The 16,054-nt window shown below is 61.9% G+C and carries 4 protein-coding genes; 3 read left to right on the plus strand and 1 reads right to left on the minus strand.

The window, feature by feature from the left end; genetic code table 11:
* The first annotated feature begins 59 nt into the window (after nucleotides 1-59).
* Complete coding sequence (locus AACY02_RS06425; protein ID WP_339431235.1) at nucleotides 60-857, plus strand: substrate-binding periplasmic protein; 798 nt, start codon at nucleotides 60-62, stop codon at nucleotides 855-857.
* Nucleotides 858-943: 86 nt separating this feature from the next.
* Nucleotides 944-1,957, plus strand: a complete 1,014-nt coding sequence (locus AACY02_RS06430; protein ID WP_339431236.1) for a GNAT family N-acetyltransferase — start codon at nucleotides 944-946, stop codon at nucleotides 1,955-1,957.
* A 137-nt stretch (nucleotides 1,958-2,094) separates the two neighbouring features.
* Here AACY02_RS06430 and AACY02_RS06435 read toward each other — a convergent pair whose 3' ends face one another.
* Nucleotides 2,095-2,649 (minus strand): RNA polymerase factor sigma-70, encoded by a 555-nt coding sequence (locus tag AACY02_RS06435; protein ID WP_339431237.1) that lies wholly within the window; start codon nucleotides 2,647-2,649, stop codon nucleotides 2,095-2,097.
* Between the two features lie 366 nt (nucleotides 2,650-3,015).
* On the opposite strand from AACY02_RS06435, the gene AACY02_RS06440 reads away from it, so the two are divergent.
* A complete protein-coding gene (locus AACY02_RS06440) occupies nucleotides 3,016-16,014 on the plus strand; it encodes a non-ribosomal peptide synthetase (protein ID WP_339431238.1) in 12,999 nt (4,332 codons plus the stop codon).
* Nucleotides 16,015-16,054: the final 40 nt, after the last annotated feature.

Genomic DNA, 16,054 nt, shown 5'->3' on the forward strand with positions numbered 1-16,054 from the left:
TGGGCAAAACCGCCTAGCTTGAATGCATTGATCGATATTTTTTCGGGGAGTGGGGTGTTTTGAAGTTTTCGCCAATTCGGACAGTCGCGGGGTTAGCGCTCGCAGTGCTGGCTGCACTATGGGTATTGCCCGCTCAGGCAGCGCAATTGGTTCGGGTCGGCGCGGCGCATTTTCCGCCTTACACCGTTCGCCCGGAAAACGGTGCCGATACCGGTCTGTTACCCCAGTTGGTTGAGGCGCTTAATCGCCTGCAAAGCGACTATCAGTTCGTGCTTGTGCCGACGTCGATTCCCCGACGTTTCGGCGATTTCAAGCAAGGCCGGATCGACATGGCAATCTTCGAGAACCCTGATTGGGGCTGGAAGGAGATTCCCCACACCGACGTCGACATGGGCCTTGAAGATGCCGAGATCTTCGTCGCGCAGCGCGAGGAGGGTCGCCAGCAGAACTACTTTGCCGACCTCACCGGCAAACGCCTGGCGTTGTTCAGTGGTTATCACTACGAATTTGCCAACTTCAACGCCGACCAAAAATTCCTCACGCAGCATTTCAACGCCACGCTAACCTATTCCCACGACAGCAACCTGCTGATGGTGCTGCGCGGGCGGGCGGATATCGCGCTGGTGACCCGCTCCTATTTGAGTGATTACCTGCTGCGTAACGAAAAGGTGCGCGATGAGTTGTTGGTGTCGCAACGCATTGATCAGGTCTATCACCACTACGCCATTCTTCGCCCGACCGCGCCGATCAGTGGCGAAGCGTTCGGCAAGCTGCTACAGGGTTTGCGCGACAACGGCGAGATGCTGAAGATTTTCCAGCCGTACCAGATTGCCGTGGTGCCAGTGCCTCATCGCTGAGGCACTGATTGACCTCCAAACCTAAATTTCCCCTCTTGGCTCACGTTCCATCGTTTAACTGTCAACGATTACCGTGAGCCCGACCCATGTCCAATCTGAATGACCTGACTGCCCTGGCCTTGCCATCGGGCAGCCAATTGGTAGCCGATGCAACCGAAAGCCGTCTGAGCCTGAGTCTGGACGGGCAACCGTTGATTCGCCTGCGTCTGGATCGCGAGGCCAAGGGGCCGATCCAGATCGATGAGCGTTTTGCCCTGCCGCCAGGCCAGGCGCTGTGGGCTGCCTGTTACTGGCTGTTCGCGCGGGACCCGCAGTGCCAGCAATTGACTTGGCAACTGGATCAGCCACCGACGCAGGCCTTGCTCAGCGGTTTGCTGGTGAGCACCGACGTGGCGGGTGAATACCGCTGCGAACGCACGCTGTTCTGGCAACTGCCGCAACCGTGGCTCGGCGCTTCGCTGACTGGCAGCTATCCGCAGCAAATGGTTGTCAGCGCTGGCAAGCGCCATCCGTTGCGACCGGTGAAGCCGCGCGGCGAGGTTTATCGGCGTTTTGATGCGCGCCTGGGCGCTTGGATTTCCCTGCGTACCGTCGAAATCGAAGCAGACCTGCCGCGCTTCAATCGCTGGCAGAACAGTCCGCGGGTGGCCAGTTTCTGGCAGGAAGAGGGCAGCCTTGAACAGCATCGCGACTACCTGAGCAAGCTTGACACCGACCCGCACACCCTGACCCTGATCGGTTGTTTCGATGATCAGCCGTTTGCCTATTTCGAAGCCTATTGGGCCAAGGAGGATCGCATTGCACCGTTCTGCGACGCGGACAATTACGATCGCGGCATTCACATGCTGGTAGGGGAGGAAGATCACCGTGGCCCGCACAAAGTGGCGAGTTGGTTATCGGCGCTGGTGCATTACCTGTTTCTCGATGATCCGCGCACTCAACGGGTGGTCGCTGAACCCCGTGCAGACAACGCGAAGATGATCGGCCATATGCAGAACCAGTGCTTTCATTGCGAGAAAGAGTTCGACTTCCCGCACAAACGCGCAGCGCTGATGATTCTGGGGCGTGAGCGGTTTTTTGATCGGTGCACATTGGCTTGATGATCGGGCCTCAGGATCTGAGTGATCCAGAGGCCGCCTTCGTGAGCAGGCTCGCGTCCACATGGGTTTGATGAACAAGACAAATCCAGTATGGAAGCTAGCCTGCTCGCGATTGGGAGCGCTGAAAACTCTGCGGGTTAGCGACGACCCACCGCCACGGCATCCCGACGACTACCCGAGACCTTGCGGCAGTGCACCAGCGCATCACGAATCATGAAGTTGACCAGGGTCGGCGAAACGCCGAGTTCCTTGGCGATGTCCTTTTGCGGCACACCGTGCAAGCGGTACATCTCGAACGCATAGCGAGTGCGGCTGGGCAGCTCGGTCAGGGCGTCGGCGATGTGTTCCAGGGTCGAGAAGTTGATGTGCGAGATTTCTGGCGAAGCACCCTGAATGACTACGTTCAGCCCTTCCTCTTCAGGGCCGGAATACTTCTGCTCCAACGCCTGTTTGCGGTAGTGATCGATGGCCAGGTTGCGCACGATCTGGAACAGGTAGCTCAGTTGAGCCTTGATCGACGAGGTGATCTGTGGCGCCGATTGCAGTCGGAAAAACGCATCCTGCACCACGTCTTCGGCCCGCGATCGGCAGCCGGTAATGCGCGCTGCAATTTTGACCAGAATCAGTCGGTTGTCGACAAAGGCCTGAAGTAGCGGTGAATCGCACCTGCCTGTGGATACTTGTTCCGTCATGGAAATCACCTTGCTGCCAATAGGTTAGTGGGGCGCCTGGGGGAGGGGCGTCCTACACATCGAGCGACAAATTATGCTGAATGATAATGATTGTCAATTGAGAAAGAGAATTAATGATCCGTGAGGGTGCGGTCTGGGAGGTGCGACACGCCGCCGCACCCCTGCGCCATTGGCTAGCCCGCTTGGCGACTAATTATTTCAAGACGTCGTCCGTTCTCATTGGTGAATGGTTGCGGGGTCACCACCCCGGCCAGACAGTATTCCCATGCCTTGCGTGGTCGGCGTAGACCGCGCCCTGCATGCCCTCGAAGGGCGTGACGCAGCAACCCGATTCCACTAGCAAGCCGAATTCAGGCAGGACACCCAATGACCGACGCGTTCGAACTCCCCAGCACCCTGGTCCACGCCCTCCAGCGCCGCGCGGCCCTGACGCCGGATCGACTGGCCTTGCGTTTTCTCGCCGAAAACGAAGAGCAGGCTGTGGTGCTCAGTTATCGCGAACTCGATCAGCGTGCACGCAGCATTGCTGCCGCGTTGCAGGCCGAAGCCGGGTTCGGTGATCGTGCGGTACTGTTGTTTCCCAGCGGCCCGGATTACGTCGCGGCGTTCTTTGGTTGTCTGTACGCGGGGGTGATCGCGGTACCGGCCTATCCACCGGAGTCTGCCCGTCGTCACCATCAGGCGCGATTGCTGTCGATCATCGCCGACGCCGAACCGCGTCTGTTGCTGACCAGTGCAGATCTGCGTGACGCCTTGCAGCAGATCGAAGGGGCGCCGCCGTTGCTGTGCGTCGACACCCTCGACAACGCTCTGGCCGAGCGTTGGGTTGAACCGACCCTGTCGCCGGATCACATCGCCTTCCTGCAATACACCTCCGGCTCCACCGCGTTGCCCAAAGGCGTGCAAGTCAGTCACGGCAATCTGGTGGCCAACGAATTGCTGATCCGACACGGTTTTGGCATCGACGTGAACCCCGACGACGTGATCGTCAGTTGGCTGCCGCTGTACCACGACATGGGGCTGATTGGCGGTTTGCTCCAGCCGATTTTCAGCGGTGTGCCGTGCATCCTGATGTCGCCGGCGTACTTCCTCGGCCGGCCGTTGCGCTGGCTCGAAGCGATCAGCCAATACGGCGGCACCATCAGCGGCGGGCCGGATTTCGCTTACCGCTTGTGCAGCGAACGGGTCAGCGAATCGGCGCTTGAGCGTCTCGACCTGAGCCGCTGGCGTGTGGCGTATTCCGGCTCCGAGCCGATCCGCCTCGACACCCTGCAACGTTTCGCCGAAAAGTTCACCGTGTGCGGTTTCAGTGAAGACAGTTTCATGGCCTCGTACGGCCTGGCCGAAGCCACACTGTTTGTCGCCGGCACACCGCGCGGCACGGGCATTGCTGCACTGCGCGTGGACGACCAGGCGCTGGCACAAAACCGCGCCGAGCCGGGTGACGGCAGCCCGATCATGAGTTGTGGCATCAGTCAGCCGGAACATGCGGTGCTGATCGTCGACCCCGCCCGTCTTGAAGCACTTGCCGATAACGCCGTCGGTGAAGTCTGGGCGGCCGGCCCGAGCATTGCTCAGGGCTATTGGCGCAACCCCGAGGCCAGTGCCAAGACCTTCGTTCAGCACGCCGGTCGCACCTGGCTGCGCACGGGTGACCTGGGTTTCAGCCGCGACGGTGAGCTGTTCATCACCGGTCGTTTGAAAGATATGCTGATCGTGCGCGGTCACAACCTGTATCCGCAGGACATTGAGCAAATCGTCGAGCGCGAAGTGGAAGTGGTGCGCAAGGGGCGCGTGGCCGCGTTTGCGATCAGCCAGGATGGCGAAGAGGGCATCGGCATTGCCGCAGAAATCAGCCGCAGCGTGCAGAAAATCCTGGCGCCCGAAGCGCTGATCAACGCGATTCGCCAAGCGGTGGCCGAGGCTTGTCAGCAAGCACCGAGCGTGGTGGTGCTGCTCAATCCGGGCGCGTTGCCGAAGACGTCCAGCGGCAAACTTCAGCGCTCGGCCTGCCGCCTTCGTCTGGCCGATGGCAGCCTCGACAGCTACGCGGTGTTCCCTTCGGCTGCAGCCTCAAGCACCGAACCGGCCGTGCCAACCACTGACCTGCAAGCCCTGATCGGCCACATCTGGGCCGAGCAATTGAACGTCAAACAGGTCAACAACGACGATCACTTCTTCCTGCTCGGCGGTAACTCCATCGCCGCCACCCAAGTGATCGCCCGTGTTCGCGAAGCACTCGGCCTGGAACTGAACCTGCGCCTGCTGTTTGAAGCGCCGACCCTGTCTGCTTTTGCCGCCGCCGTGGCGCAACAGCAAGAAGATGGCGGCCACGCTCAGGGCGCAATCACCGTTGTGCCGCGCACTGAGCCGATGGCGCAATCGCTGGCACAGAATCGTTTGTGGATCACCTGGCAACTGGACCCGCAAAGCAGCGCTTACACCATTCCCGGTGCCTTGCGTTTGCGCGGTGAGCTGGACGAAGACGCCTTGCGCCGCAGCTTTGAGCAACTGATCGAACGCCACGAATCCCTGCGCACGCGCTTCTTGGAGCGTGACGGCGTGGCCCTGCAGCAAGTCGATGCGACGGCTCAATTCAACCTGCAACGGATCGACATCAGCGATCTGCCATTGCATGCGCGTGAAACCCGTGCGCAACAAATCCGCGAGGACGAAGCGCGCACTCCCTTTGATCTGCAAAAAGGTCCGTTGCTGTGGGTGAAGCTGATTCGTCTCGATGACGAAGACCACCAACTGCTGGTGACGATGCATCACATCATCGCTGATGGCTGGTCGCTGAACGTGCTGATCGATGAGTTCTCGCGCCTGTATGCCGCCGCCTCCCAAGGTGCTACCGCCCGTCTCGCGTCGTTGCCTACTCAGTACGCCGACTACGGCAGTTGGCAGCGTCAATGGCTGGCGCAAGGCGAGGGCGAGCGGCAACTGGCGTACTGGAAAGCGCAGTTGGGCGATGAGCATCCGACCCTGGCGCTGGCCTCCGATCATCCGCGCTCGGCTCAGCAACTTCATAGCGCCGCACGACACACGGTGCGTCTGAGCGTCAGCCTCAGCGAAGCGATCCGCAACACCGCGCAGGCGCACGAAGCGACGCCGTTCATGCTGCTGCTCTCGGCCTTCCAGAGTCTGTTGCACCGCTACAGCGGCCAGCGTGATATTCGCATCGGCGTGCCCAATGCCAACCGTCCGCGCCTGGAAACCCAGGGCCTGATTGGCTTCTTCATCAACACCCAAGTGCTGCGCGCGGAAGTCGATTCGCGCTCGTCGTTTGTCCAATTGCTGGCCCAGACCCGCCACGCCGTACTCGGTGCCCAGGCCCATCAGGATCTGCCGTTCGAACAACTGCTCGAAGCCTTCCCGCAGGCCCGTGAGCAAGGCCTGTTCCAGGTCATGTTCAACCACCAGCAACGCGATCTGAGTGCGCTCAAACGTCTGCCGGGTCTGCTCGCCGAGGAACTGCCGTGGCACAGCCGCGAAGCCAAGTTCGACCTGCAACTGCACAGCGAAGAAGACCGCAACGGGTGCCTGACCCTGTCCTTCGACTACGCCAATGAGCTGTTTGACGCCGCGACCATCGAGCGTCTGGCCGAGCATTTCAGCAACGTGTTGCGTGAGGTCTGTGAACGTCCGCAACAAGCCATCGGCGACCTGCAACTGTTGGCTGCCGCCGAGCACGATCAACAGCAACAGTGGAGCATTGCGCCGTGTACTGCGGCGCAACAATGGCTGCCGGAACTGCTCAATGAACAGGCACGCCAGACCCCCGAGCGCAGCGCACTGATCTGGGACGGTGGCAGCCTCGACTTTGCCCAGTTGCACACACAAGCCAACCGCCTTGCGCATTACCTGCGCGATAAAGGCGTTGGCCCGGATGTCTGCGTGGCCATCGCCGCCGAGCGTTCGCCGCAACTGTTGATCGGCCTGCTGGCGATCATCAAGGCAGGCGGCGCCTACGTGCCGCTGGACCCGGATTATCCGGCCGATCGCTTGGCCTACATGCTCAGCGACAGCGGCGTTGAACTGCTGCTGACCCAGACCGCACTGCTCGACCGCTTGCCGGCCAGCGAGGGTGTCAGCGTCATCGCCATGGACGCGCTGCATTTGGAGAACTGGCCAAGCCAGGCACCGGGTCTGTGCCTGCACGGCGACAACCTTGCCTACGTGATTTACACCTCCGGTTCCACCGGCCAACCCAAAGGCGTCGGCAACACCCACGCGGCGCTCGCTGAACGTTTGCAGTGGATGCAGAACAGCTATCGCCTCAACGAAACCGACGTGCTGATGCACAAAGCGCCGATCAGTTTCGACGTGTCGGTGTGGGAGTGCTTCTGGCCGCTGATCACCGGTGCCCGTTTGCTGATCGCCGGCCCCGGCGAGCACCGCGATCCGCATCGCATCGCCCAACTGGTCCAGCAGTACGGTGTGACCACATTGCATTTCGTGCCGCCGCTGCTGGCGTTGTTTATCGACGAGCCACTCAGCGCCGAGTGCACCAGCCTGCGCCGGGTCTTCTCTGGCGGTGAAGCCTTGCCGGCGGAGCTGCGCAACCGCGTGCTCGCGCAATGGCCGGCGGTGCAACTGCACAACCGTTATGGCCCGACCGAAACCGCGATCAACGTCACCCATTGGCATTGCACCCGCGCCGATGGCGAGCGCTCGCCGATTGGCCGACCGCTGGGCAATGTGGTCTGCCGTGTGCTCGACGCCGATCTCAATCCAGTACCGGCCGGTGTACCCGGTGAACTGTGCATCAGCGGTAGCGGTCTGGCCCGTGGTTATCTCGCCCGCCCGGCACTGACCGCCGAACGTTTCGTGGCCGATCCATTGGGCGAGCAGGGCGCGCGGCTGTACCGCACTGGCGACCGCGCTCGCTGGACGTCGGATGGAGTGATCGAATACCTCGGCCGTCTCGATCAGCAGGTCAAACTGCGCGGTTTTCGCGTAGAACCGGAAGAAATCGAAGCGCGTCTGCTCGCTCAGGACGGCGTTGCCCAAGCCGTGGTGCAGGTGCGCGAGACCGCCGCCGGTGCGCAACTGATTGGCTATTTCACGGCCCTTGATGGCCGCGAAAATCAGGACGCGCAGATCATTCGCCTGAAAACCGCATTGGCCGCCGAACTGCCGCAATACATGGTTCCGGCGCAACTGATGCGTCTGGACGAAATGCCCCTGAGCCCAAGCGGCAAACTCGATCGCCGCGCCTTGCCAGCGCCGCAATGGCAAGTGCGCGAACACGTCGAACCGGTCTCTGCGCTTGAGCAACAGATCGCCGGCATTTGGCGCGAAGTGCTCTGTCTGGCGAAAATCGGTCTGCGCGACGATTTCTTCGCCCTCGGCGGCCACTCGCTGCTGGCCACGCAAATCATCTCGCGTACTCGTCAGGCCTGCGACGTCGAACTGCCGTTGCGCGCCTTGTTCGAACACAGCGAACTCGGCGATTTCGCCGAGCAGATTCGCCTGATCCAGGTCAGTGGCCGCACCAACCGACAACCGCCGATTGCTGAAGTTGATCGCCGTCAGTCGGTGCCGCTGTCCTACTCACAGCAACGCATGTGGTTCCTCTGGCAAATGGAACCGGACAGCCCGGCGTACAACGTCGGCGGCATGGCGCGCCTGCGGGGCGTGTTGCATGTCGAGCATTTCGAGGCGGCATTGCAGGCGCTGATCCTGCGCCACGAAACCCTGCGCACCACGTTCCCCAGCGTCGACGGCGTGGCCCGTCAGCAAGTGCATGCCCAAACCGGTGTACGCATGGGCTGGAAGGATTTCTCCCAACTCGCCGCTGAGGTGCGTGAGCAAAACGTCCAGCAACTGGCCGACGCAGAGGCGCACCTGCCGTTCGACCTGGAAAACGGCCCGCTGCTGCGCGCCTGCCTGGTCAAGACTGCCGATCAGGAACATTACTTCGTCCTGACCCTGCACCACATTGTCACCGAAGGCTGGGCGATGGACATCTTTGCCCGCGAACTCAGCGCGTTGTACGAGGCGTTCGTCGATGACCGCGATTCGCCGCTCGAACCGCTGGCGGTGCAATACCTCGACTACAGCGTCTGGCAGCGCGACTGGCTGGAGTCCGGCGAGCGTCAGCGCCAGCTCGACTACTGGACGGCGCAATTGGGCCGCGAACACCCGCTGCTGGAATTGCCGGGCGACCGTCCGCGCCCGCCAGTGCAAAGCCATCAGGGTGAACTGTTTCGCTTCGATCTGAGCGACGGTCTCGCCGCACGGGTTCGGGCGTTCAATGCGCAAAACGGTCTGACCCTGTTCATGACCATGACCGCCGCCCTCGCCACGCTGCTCTACCGCTACAGCGGCCAGACCGATCTGCGCATCGGCGCGCCGGTTGCCAACCGTATTCGTCCGGAAAGCGAAGGGCTGATCGGTGCGTTCCTCAACACGCAGGTGCTGCGGTGCCAGCTCGACGGGCAGATGTCGGTCGGCGAGTTGTTCGACCAGGTTCGCCATACGGTGATCGAAGGCCAGTCGCATCAGGACCTGCCGTTCGATCATCTGGTCGAGGCCTTGCAGCCACCGCGCAGCGCCGCGTACAACCCGCTGTTCCAGGTGATGTGCAACGTGCAGCGCTGGGAGTTCCAACAGAGCCGCACGCTCGCCGGCATGACTGTCGAGTACCTGGCCAACGATGCACGGGCGACCAAGTTCGACCTCAATCTGGAAGTCACCGACCTGGACCATCGCCTCGGTTGCTGCCTGACCTACAGCACGGATTTGTTCGATGAGCCGACCATCGCACGCATGGCCAGACATTGGTGCAACCTGCTCGAAGCACTGATCGCCGATCCGCAACAACGCCTCAGCGAACTGCCGCTACTCGATCAACCTGAACGCCAGCGATTGCTCGACAGCCTCGGCGTGGAGCCGGGCGAGCATCGCCTTGATCAGTGCATCCATCACCTGTTCGCCGAAAAGGCTTTGGCGCGAAAAGACGCACCGGCCCTGACTTTCGCCGGACAGACTCTGAGCTACAGCGAACTCGATGCCCGCGCCAATCGTCTGGCCTGGGCGCTGCGTGAGCGCGGCGTCGGGCCGCAAGTGCGGGTTGGTCTGGCGCTGGAGCGTTCGCTGGAAATGGTCATCGGCCTGCTGGCGATCCTCAAGGCCGGCGGCGCTTATGTGCCGCTGGACCCGGAATACCCGCTCGATCGTCTGCATTACATGATCGAAGACAGCCGCATCGGGCTGCTGCTCAGTGACCGCGCCCTGTTCAAAGCCCTGGGCTCATTGCCGTCGAGCGTGGCGCGCTGGTGCCTGGAGGATGATCGCGCCGCACTGGCCGATTACCCGGCCACCGAGCTGCCCTTCATTAGCCTGCCGCAACATCAGGCGTACCTGATTTACACCTCGGGCTCGACCGGCAAACCGAAAGGCGTAGTGGTCAGTCACGGTGAAATTGCCATGCACTGCCTCGCGGTGATCGAGCGTTTTGGCATGCGTGCGGATGACTGCGAGCTGCACTTCTATTCGATCAACTTCGACGCCGCCACCGAGCGTCTGCTGGTGCCGTTGCTCAGCGGTGCGCACGTTGTGCTGCGGGCGCAAGGGCAGTGGGATGCGCAAGAAATCTGCGGGCTGATTCGCCGTCATCGCATCAACGTTCTTGGCTTTACCCCCAGCTATGGCAGCCAGTTGGCGCAATGGCTGGCGACGCAAAACGACATCCTCCCGGTGCGTATGATCATCACCGGTGGCGAAGCGTTGACCGGCGAACACCTGCAGCGCATTCGTGCAGCGTTCAAACCGAGCCTGTTCTTCAACGCTTATGGCCCGACCGAAACCGTGGTCATGCCGCTGGCGAGTCTCGCTCCCCAGGAGCTGGAAGAAGGCGCCGGCAGCGTGCCGATCGGCAGCGTGATCGGCGCGCGCGTCGCTTACATTCTCGACGCCGATCTGGCGCTGGTGCCGCAAGGCGCGACGGGTGAATTGTTCGTTGGCGGCGCGGGACTGGCTCAGGCCTATCACGACCGTGCGGGCATCACCGCCGAACGCTTTGTCGCTGATCCGTTTGCGACCGATGGCGCACGCATGTACCGCACCGGCGACCTGGTGCGCCAGCGCGCCGACGGTCTGGTGGAGTACTTGGGGCGCATCGACCATCAGGTGAAAATCCGTGGTTTCCGTATCGAGTTGGGCGAAATCGAAACGCGCTTGCTCGATCACGACGCGATCCGTGAAGCGGTGGTGCTGGCACTGGACACACCGAGCGGTCAGCAATTGGTGGCCTATCTGGTGACGGCGCTTGCCGATCAAGTCGAAGCCAGACAGGCCGAACTGCGTGAAGCCCTCAAGTCGCATCTGAAGGCAAAACTGCCGGATTACATGGTGCCGACGCACCTGATTCTGCTGGCAAGCATGCCGCTGACGGCCAATGGCAAACTCGACCGCCGCGCCTTGCCGGCGCCGGATCCGGAGCTCAATCGTCAGGACTACGTCGCCCCCAACAGTGAATTGGAGCAGACCCTGGCACAGATCTGGTGCGACGTGCTCAACGTCGAACGGGTCGGTCTCAACGACAACTTCTTCGAACTCGGCGGCGACTCGATCCTGTCGATTCAAGTGGTCAGTCGTGCGCGACAGCAGGGTATTCATTTCAGCCCGCGTGATCTGTTCCAGCACCAGACCGTGCAGACGCTGGCCGCTGTGGCCAGTCGCACGCAGCAGGTGACGGCCGAACAAGGTCGGGTTGTTGGCGAGTCGCCAATGACGCCAATCCAGCACTGGTTTTTCGACACGGACATCCCTGAGCGTCAGCACTGGAACCAGGCGTTGTTGCTGGAACCGACCGTGAGGCTGGAACCTCATCGTCTGGAGCAGGCACTGTGGGCAGTGATTGAACAGCACGATGCCTTGCGCCTGCGTTTCAGCCAAGTCGCAGGCGAGTGGCAAGCGACGCATCAGCCCGTGTCTGAAGCGGTCGTGTTGTGGCAGGTGCGTGTCACGTCGATGGACAAGTGTGAAGCACTGTTCGCCGATGCCCAGCGCCGTCTCGATCTGCAAAACGGCCCGTTGCTGCGCGCTTTGCTGGTCGACGGCCCGCAAGGGCAGCAACGTCTGTTTATTGCTATCCATCACCTGGTGGTTGACGGTGTGTCGTGGCGGGTATTGCTCGACGATCTGCAAACCGTGTATCGCCAACTCGACAACGGGCAGTCGCTGAAACTGCCGGCGAAAACCAGCGCCTTCAAGGACTGGGCGGCACGCTTGCAGGCTTACGCGGGCAGCGAGTCCCTGCGTGAAGAATTGAGTTGGTGGCAGTCGCAACTGGCCGGCCCGAACGCTGACCTGCCGTGCGAAAACCCGCAGGGCGACCAACACCATCGTCACGCGCAAACCGTCAGCGTGCGACTCGATGCCGAGCGCACTCAACAACTGCTGCAAGCGGCGCCGCGTGCCTATCGCACTCAGGTCAACGACCTGCTGCTGACTGCGTTGGCCCGCGTCTTGTGCCGCTGGAGCGGTCAGCCGTCGGCGCTGATTCAACTCGAAGGCCACGGCCGCGAAACCCTGTTCGACGAGATCGACCTGACCCGCACCGTCGGCTGGTTCACCAGCGCCTATCCATTACGCCTGACCCCGCACAATATCGAAGAGGCTGCCGGGCAGGGCGCTTCGATCAAGGCGATCAAGGAACAACTGCGCGCCGTGCCGCACAAAGGTCTGGGCTATGGTGTGCTGCGTTATCTGGCCGATGACGTCTGCCAGCGCAGCATGGCGGCGTTACCGAATGCGCCGGTCACCTTCAATTACCTCGGTCAGTTCGACCAGAGTTTCGGCAGTCATGCTCTGTTCCGTCCGCTGGACGAGCCGGTCGGTGCCGCCCACGATCCACAGGCGCCGCTGCCGAACGAGTTGAGCATCGACAGTCAGGTCTATGGCGGTGAACTGCTGCTGCGCTGGACCTTCAGCGACGAGCGTTACAACGCGCAGACCATCAATGAGCTGGCCGCTGCCTACCTCGGCGAACTGCAAAGCCTGATCGCTCACTGCGTGCAAAGCGAGGCCGGCGGCCTGACGCCGTCGGACTTCCCGCTGGCCAAACTGACCCAGGCACAACTCGATGCCTTGCCGGTGCCGGCCGCGCACATCGAAGACGTCTATCCGCTGACCCCAATGCAGGAAGGCATGCTCCTGCACACCTTGCTCGAACCGGGCACCGGTCTGTACTACATGCAGGATCGTTATCGCATCAACAGCGAACTCGACCCCGAGCGTTTCGCTCAGGCCTGGCAAGCGGTGGTCGCCCGTCACGAAGCGTTGCGTGCGTCGTTCTGCTGGAACGTCGGCGAAGACATGCTGCAAGTGATCCACACCCCGGGGCGCACGCCGATCGAATATCTGGACTGGAGCGCCATCGCCGACACCGAGCAGGAACCCAAGCTGCAAGCGCTGCTCAAAAGCGAGCGCGAGGCCGGCTTCGATCTGCTCGATCAGGCACCGTTCCACCTGCGTCTGATCAAGGTTGGCGCGGCGCGTTACTGGTTCATGATGAGCAACCACCACATCCTTATCGATGCCTGGTGCCGTTCGTTGTTGATGAACGACTTCTTCGAGATCTACACCGCCCTCGGCGAGGGCCGCGAAGCACAGTTGTCGGTGCCGCCGCGCTATCGCGATTACATCGCTTGGTTGCAACGCCAGAGCCTGGCCGAGGCGCGGCAGTGGTGGCAGCAGAATCTGCAAGGGTTCGAACGCACCACGCCGATCCCCAGCGACCGGCCGTTCCTGCGTGAACACGCCGGTGACAGCGGCGGCATGATCGTCGGCGACCGCTACACCCGTCTCAATGTCGAGGACGGTGCACGTCTGCGTGAGCTGGCGCAGGCCCACCAACTGACCATCAACACCTTCGCCCAAGCGGCGTGGGCACTGGTGCTGCGACGCCTGAGCGGTGATCGTGACGTGCTGTTTGGTGTCACCGTGGCCGGGCGTCCGGTGGACATGCCGCAGATGCAACGCACCGTTGGCCTGTTCATTAACAGTGTCGCGCTGCGGGTGCAGATGCCGGCGGACGATCAGCGCTGTGGCGTGCGCCAGTGGCTCAGTGGTCTGCTCGACAGCAACATGCAACTGCGCGAGTACGAATACCTGCCGCTGGTGAACATTCAGGAACAGAGCGAATTGCCCAAAGGCCAGCCGCTGTTCGACAGCCTGTTCGTGTTTGAAAACGCCCCGGTGGAAGTCTCGGTGCTGGACCGGGCGCAGAGCCTGAATGCAACCTCGGATTCGGGCCGCACCCACACCAACTTCCCGCTGACGGCGGTGTGCTACCCGGGCGATGACCTCGGTCTGCACCTGTCTTATGACCAGCGTTATTTCGACGAATCGACGGTCGAGCGCATGCTCGGCGAGTTCAAGCGACTGCTGCTGGCGCTGATCGACGGCTTCCATGGTGACATGGCCGATTTGCCGCTGCTGGGTCGCGAAGAACAAGATTTTCTGCTGCACGGCTGCAACCAGAGCGCTCACGACTATCCGTTGGAGCACAGCTACGTGTCGCTGTTCGAAGCGCAGGTTGCGCAACATCCGCAACGCATCGCCGCCCGTTATCTCGATCAGCAATTGAGCTACGAGGCGCTGAACCACAACGCCAACCGCCTTGGTCATGCACTGGTTGCGGCCGGCGTGCAGATGGATCAACCGGTGGCGTTGCTGGCCGAACGTAACCTCGATCTGCTGGGCATGATCATCGGCGGCTTCAAGGCCGGTGCCGGTTACCTGCCGCTGGACCCGGGCCTGCCGAGTCAGCGTCTGCAACGGATCATCGAACTGAGCCGCACGCCGGTGCTGGTGTGCAGCGAGGCGTGCCGTGAACAGGCGCAGGTCTTGCTGGACGAATTCAGTTGCGCCAACCGCCCACGGTTGTTGGTCTGGGAAGAGGTTCAGGCCCTGGCGACGTCGATGGAAAACCCGGGCATTCACAGTGGCCCGGACAACCTCGCTTATGTGATCTACACCTCGGGCTCCACCGGTTTGCCGAAGGGTGTGATGGTCGAACAGCGCGGCATGCTCAACAACCAGTTGAGCAAGCGCCCGTACCTCGATTTGAGCGAGGCCGACGTGATCGCGCAGACCGCTTCGCAAAGCTTCGACATTTCCGTCTGGCAGTTCCTCGCCGCGCCGCTGTTCGGGGCGCGAGTGGACATCGTGCCGAACACCATCGCCCACGATCCGCAAGGTTTGCTGGCGCATGTGCAGGTGCAGGGCATCACTGTGCTGGAGAGCGTGCCGTCACTGATTCAGGGCATGCTGGCCTCGGATCACCTGAGCCTCGACGGTCTGCGCTGGATGCTACCGACCGGCGAGGCGATGCCGCCGGAGCTGGCGCACCAATGGCTGCAGCGTTACCCGCAGATCGGTCTGGTCAACGCTTACGGCCCGGCGGAATGTTCCGATGACGTGGCGTTCTACCGTGTGGACATGGCCTCGACTCGCGGCAGCTATCTGCCGATCGGCACACCCACCGACAACAACGTGCTGTATCTGCTTGATGGCGCGCTGGAACTGGTGCCGTTGGGTGCGGTGGGGGAATTGTGCGTGGCCGGCACCGGGGTCGGGCGCGGTTATGTCAGCGATCCGCTGCGCACTGCGCCGGTGTTTGTACCGAATCCGTTCGGTGCGCCGGGCGAGCGTCTGTATCGCACCGGTGACCTGGCGCGGCGGCGTAGCGATGGCGTGCTGGAATACGTCGGCCGCGTCGATCATCAGGTGAAGATTCGCGGTTACCGGATCGAATTGGGTGAGATCGAAGCGCGTCTGCACGAACAACCGCAATTGCGCGATGCGGCGGTCGGGGTGCAGGAGGGCGTCAACGGCAAGCACTTGGTCGGCTATCTGGTTGCGGCGGATTGCGCGCTCAACCCCGACGAACGTCTGGAGCGCATCAAACAACGCCTGCGCAGCGAATTGCCGGAGTACATGGTGCCGCTGCACTGGTTGTGGCTTGCGCAGTTGCCGCTCAACAGCAACGGCAAACTGGATCGCAAAGCGTTGCCGGCGCTGGAGATCGGTCAGTTGCAGAGCCGCGATTATCGGGCGCCACGCAATGAGCTTGAGCAGACCCTGGCGGGTATTTGGGCTGAGGTGTTGAAGGTCGAGAAGGTCGGCGTGCGCGACAACTTCTTCGAGCTGGGCGGGCATTCTTTGCTGGCCACGCAGATTGCTTCGCGGGTGCAGAAAACCCTGCAACGCGACGTGCCGCTGCGGGCGATGTTCGAGTGCAGCACGGTCGAGGCGCTGGCCGAATACATTGAGGGGCTGGCGGCCAGCGATATCACCGAGGAGAAGGTGGATCGCTTGAATGATCTGATGGCGCAGCTGGAGGGTTTGTAGTCTCCGGCATCATTGAACTCAACACACTTCAACCGCCACA

The sequence above is a fragment of the Pseudomonas sp. EA_65y_Pfl2_P78 genome (assembly GCF_963970495.1).
Classification (GTDB): Bacteria; Pseudomonadota; Gammaproteobacteria; order Pseudomonadales; family Pseudomonadaceae; genus Aquipseudomonas; species Aquipseudomonas baetica_A.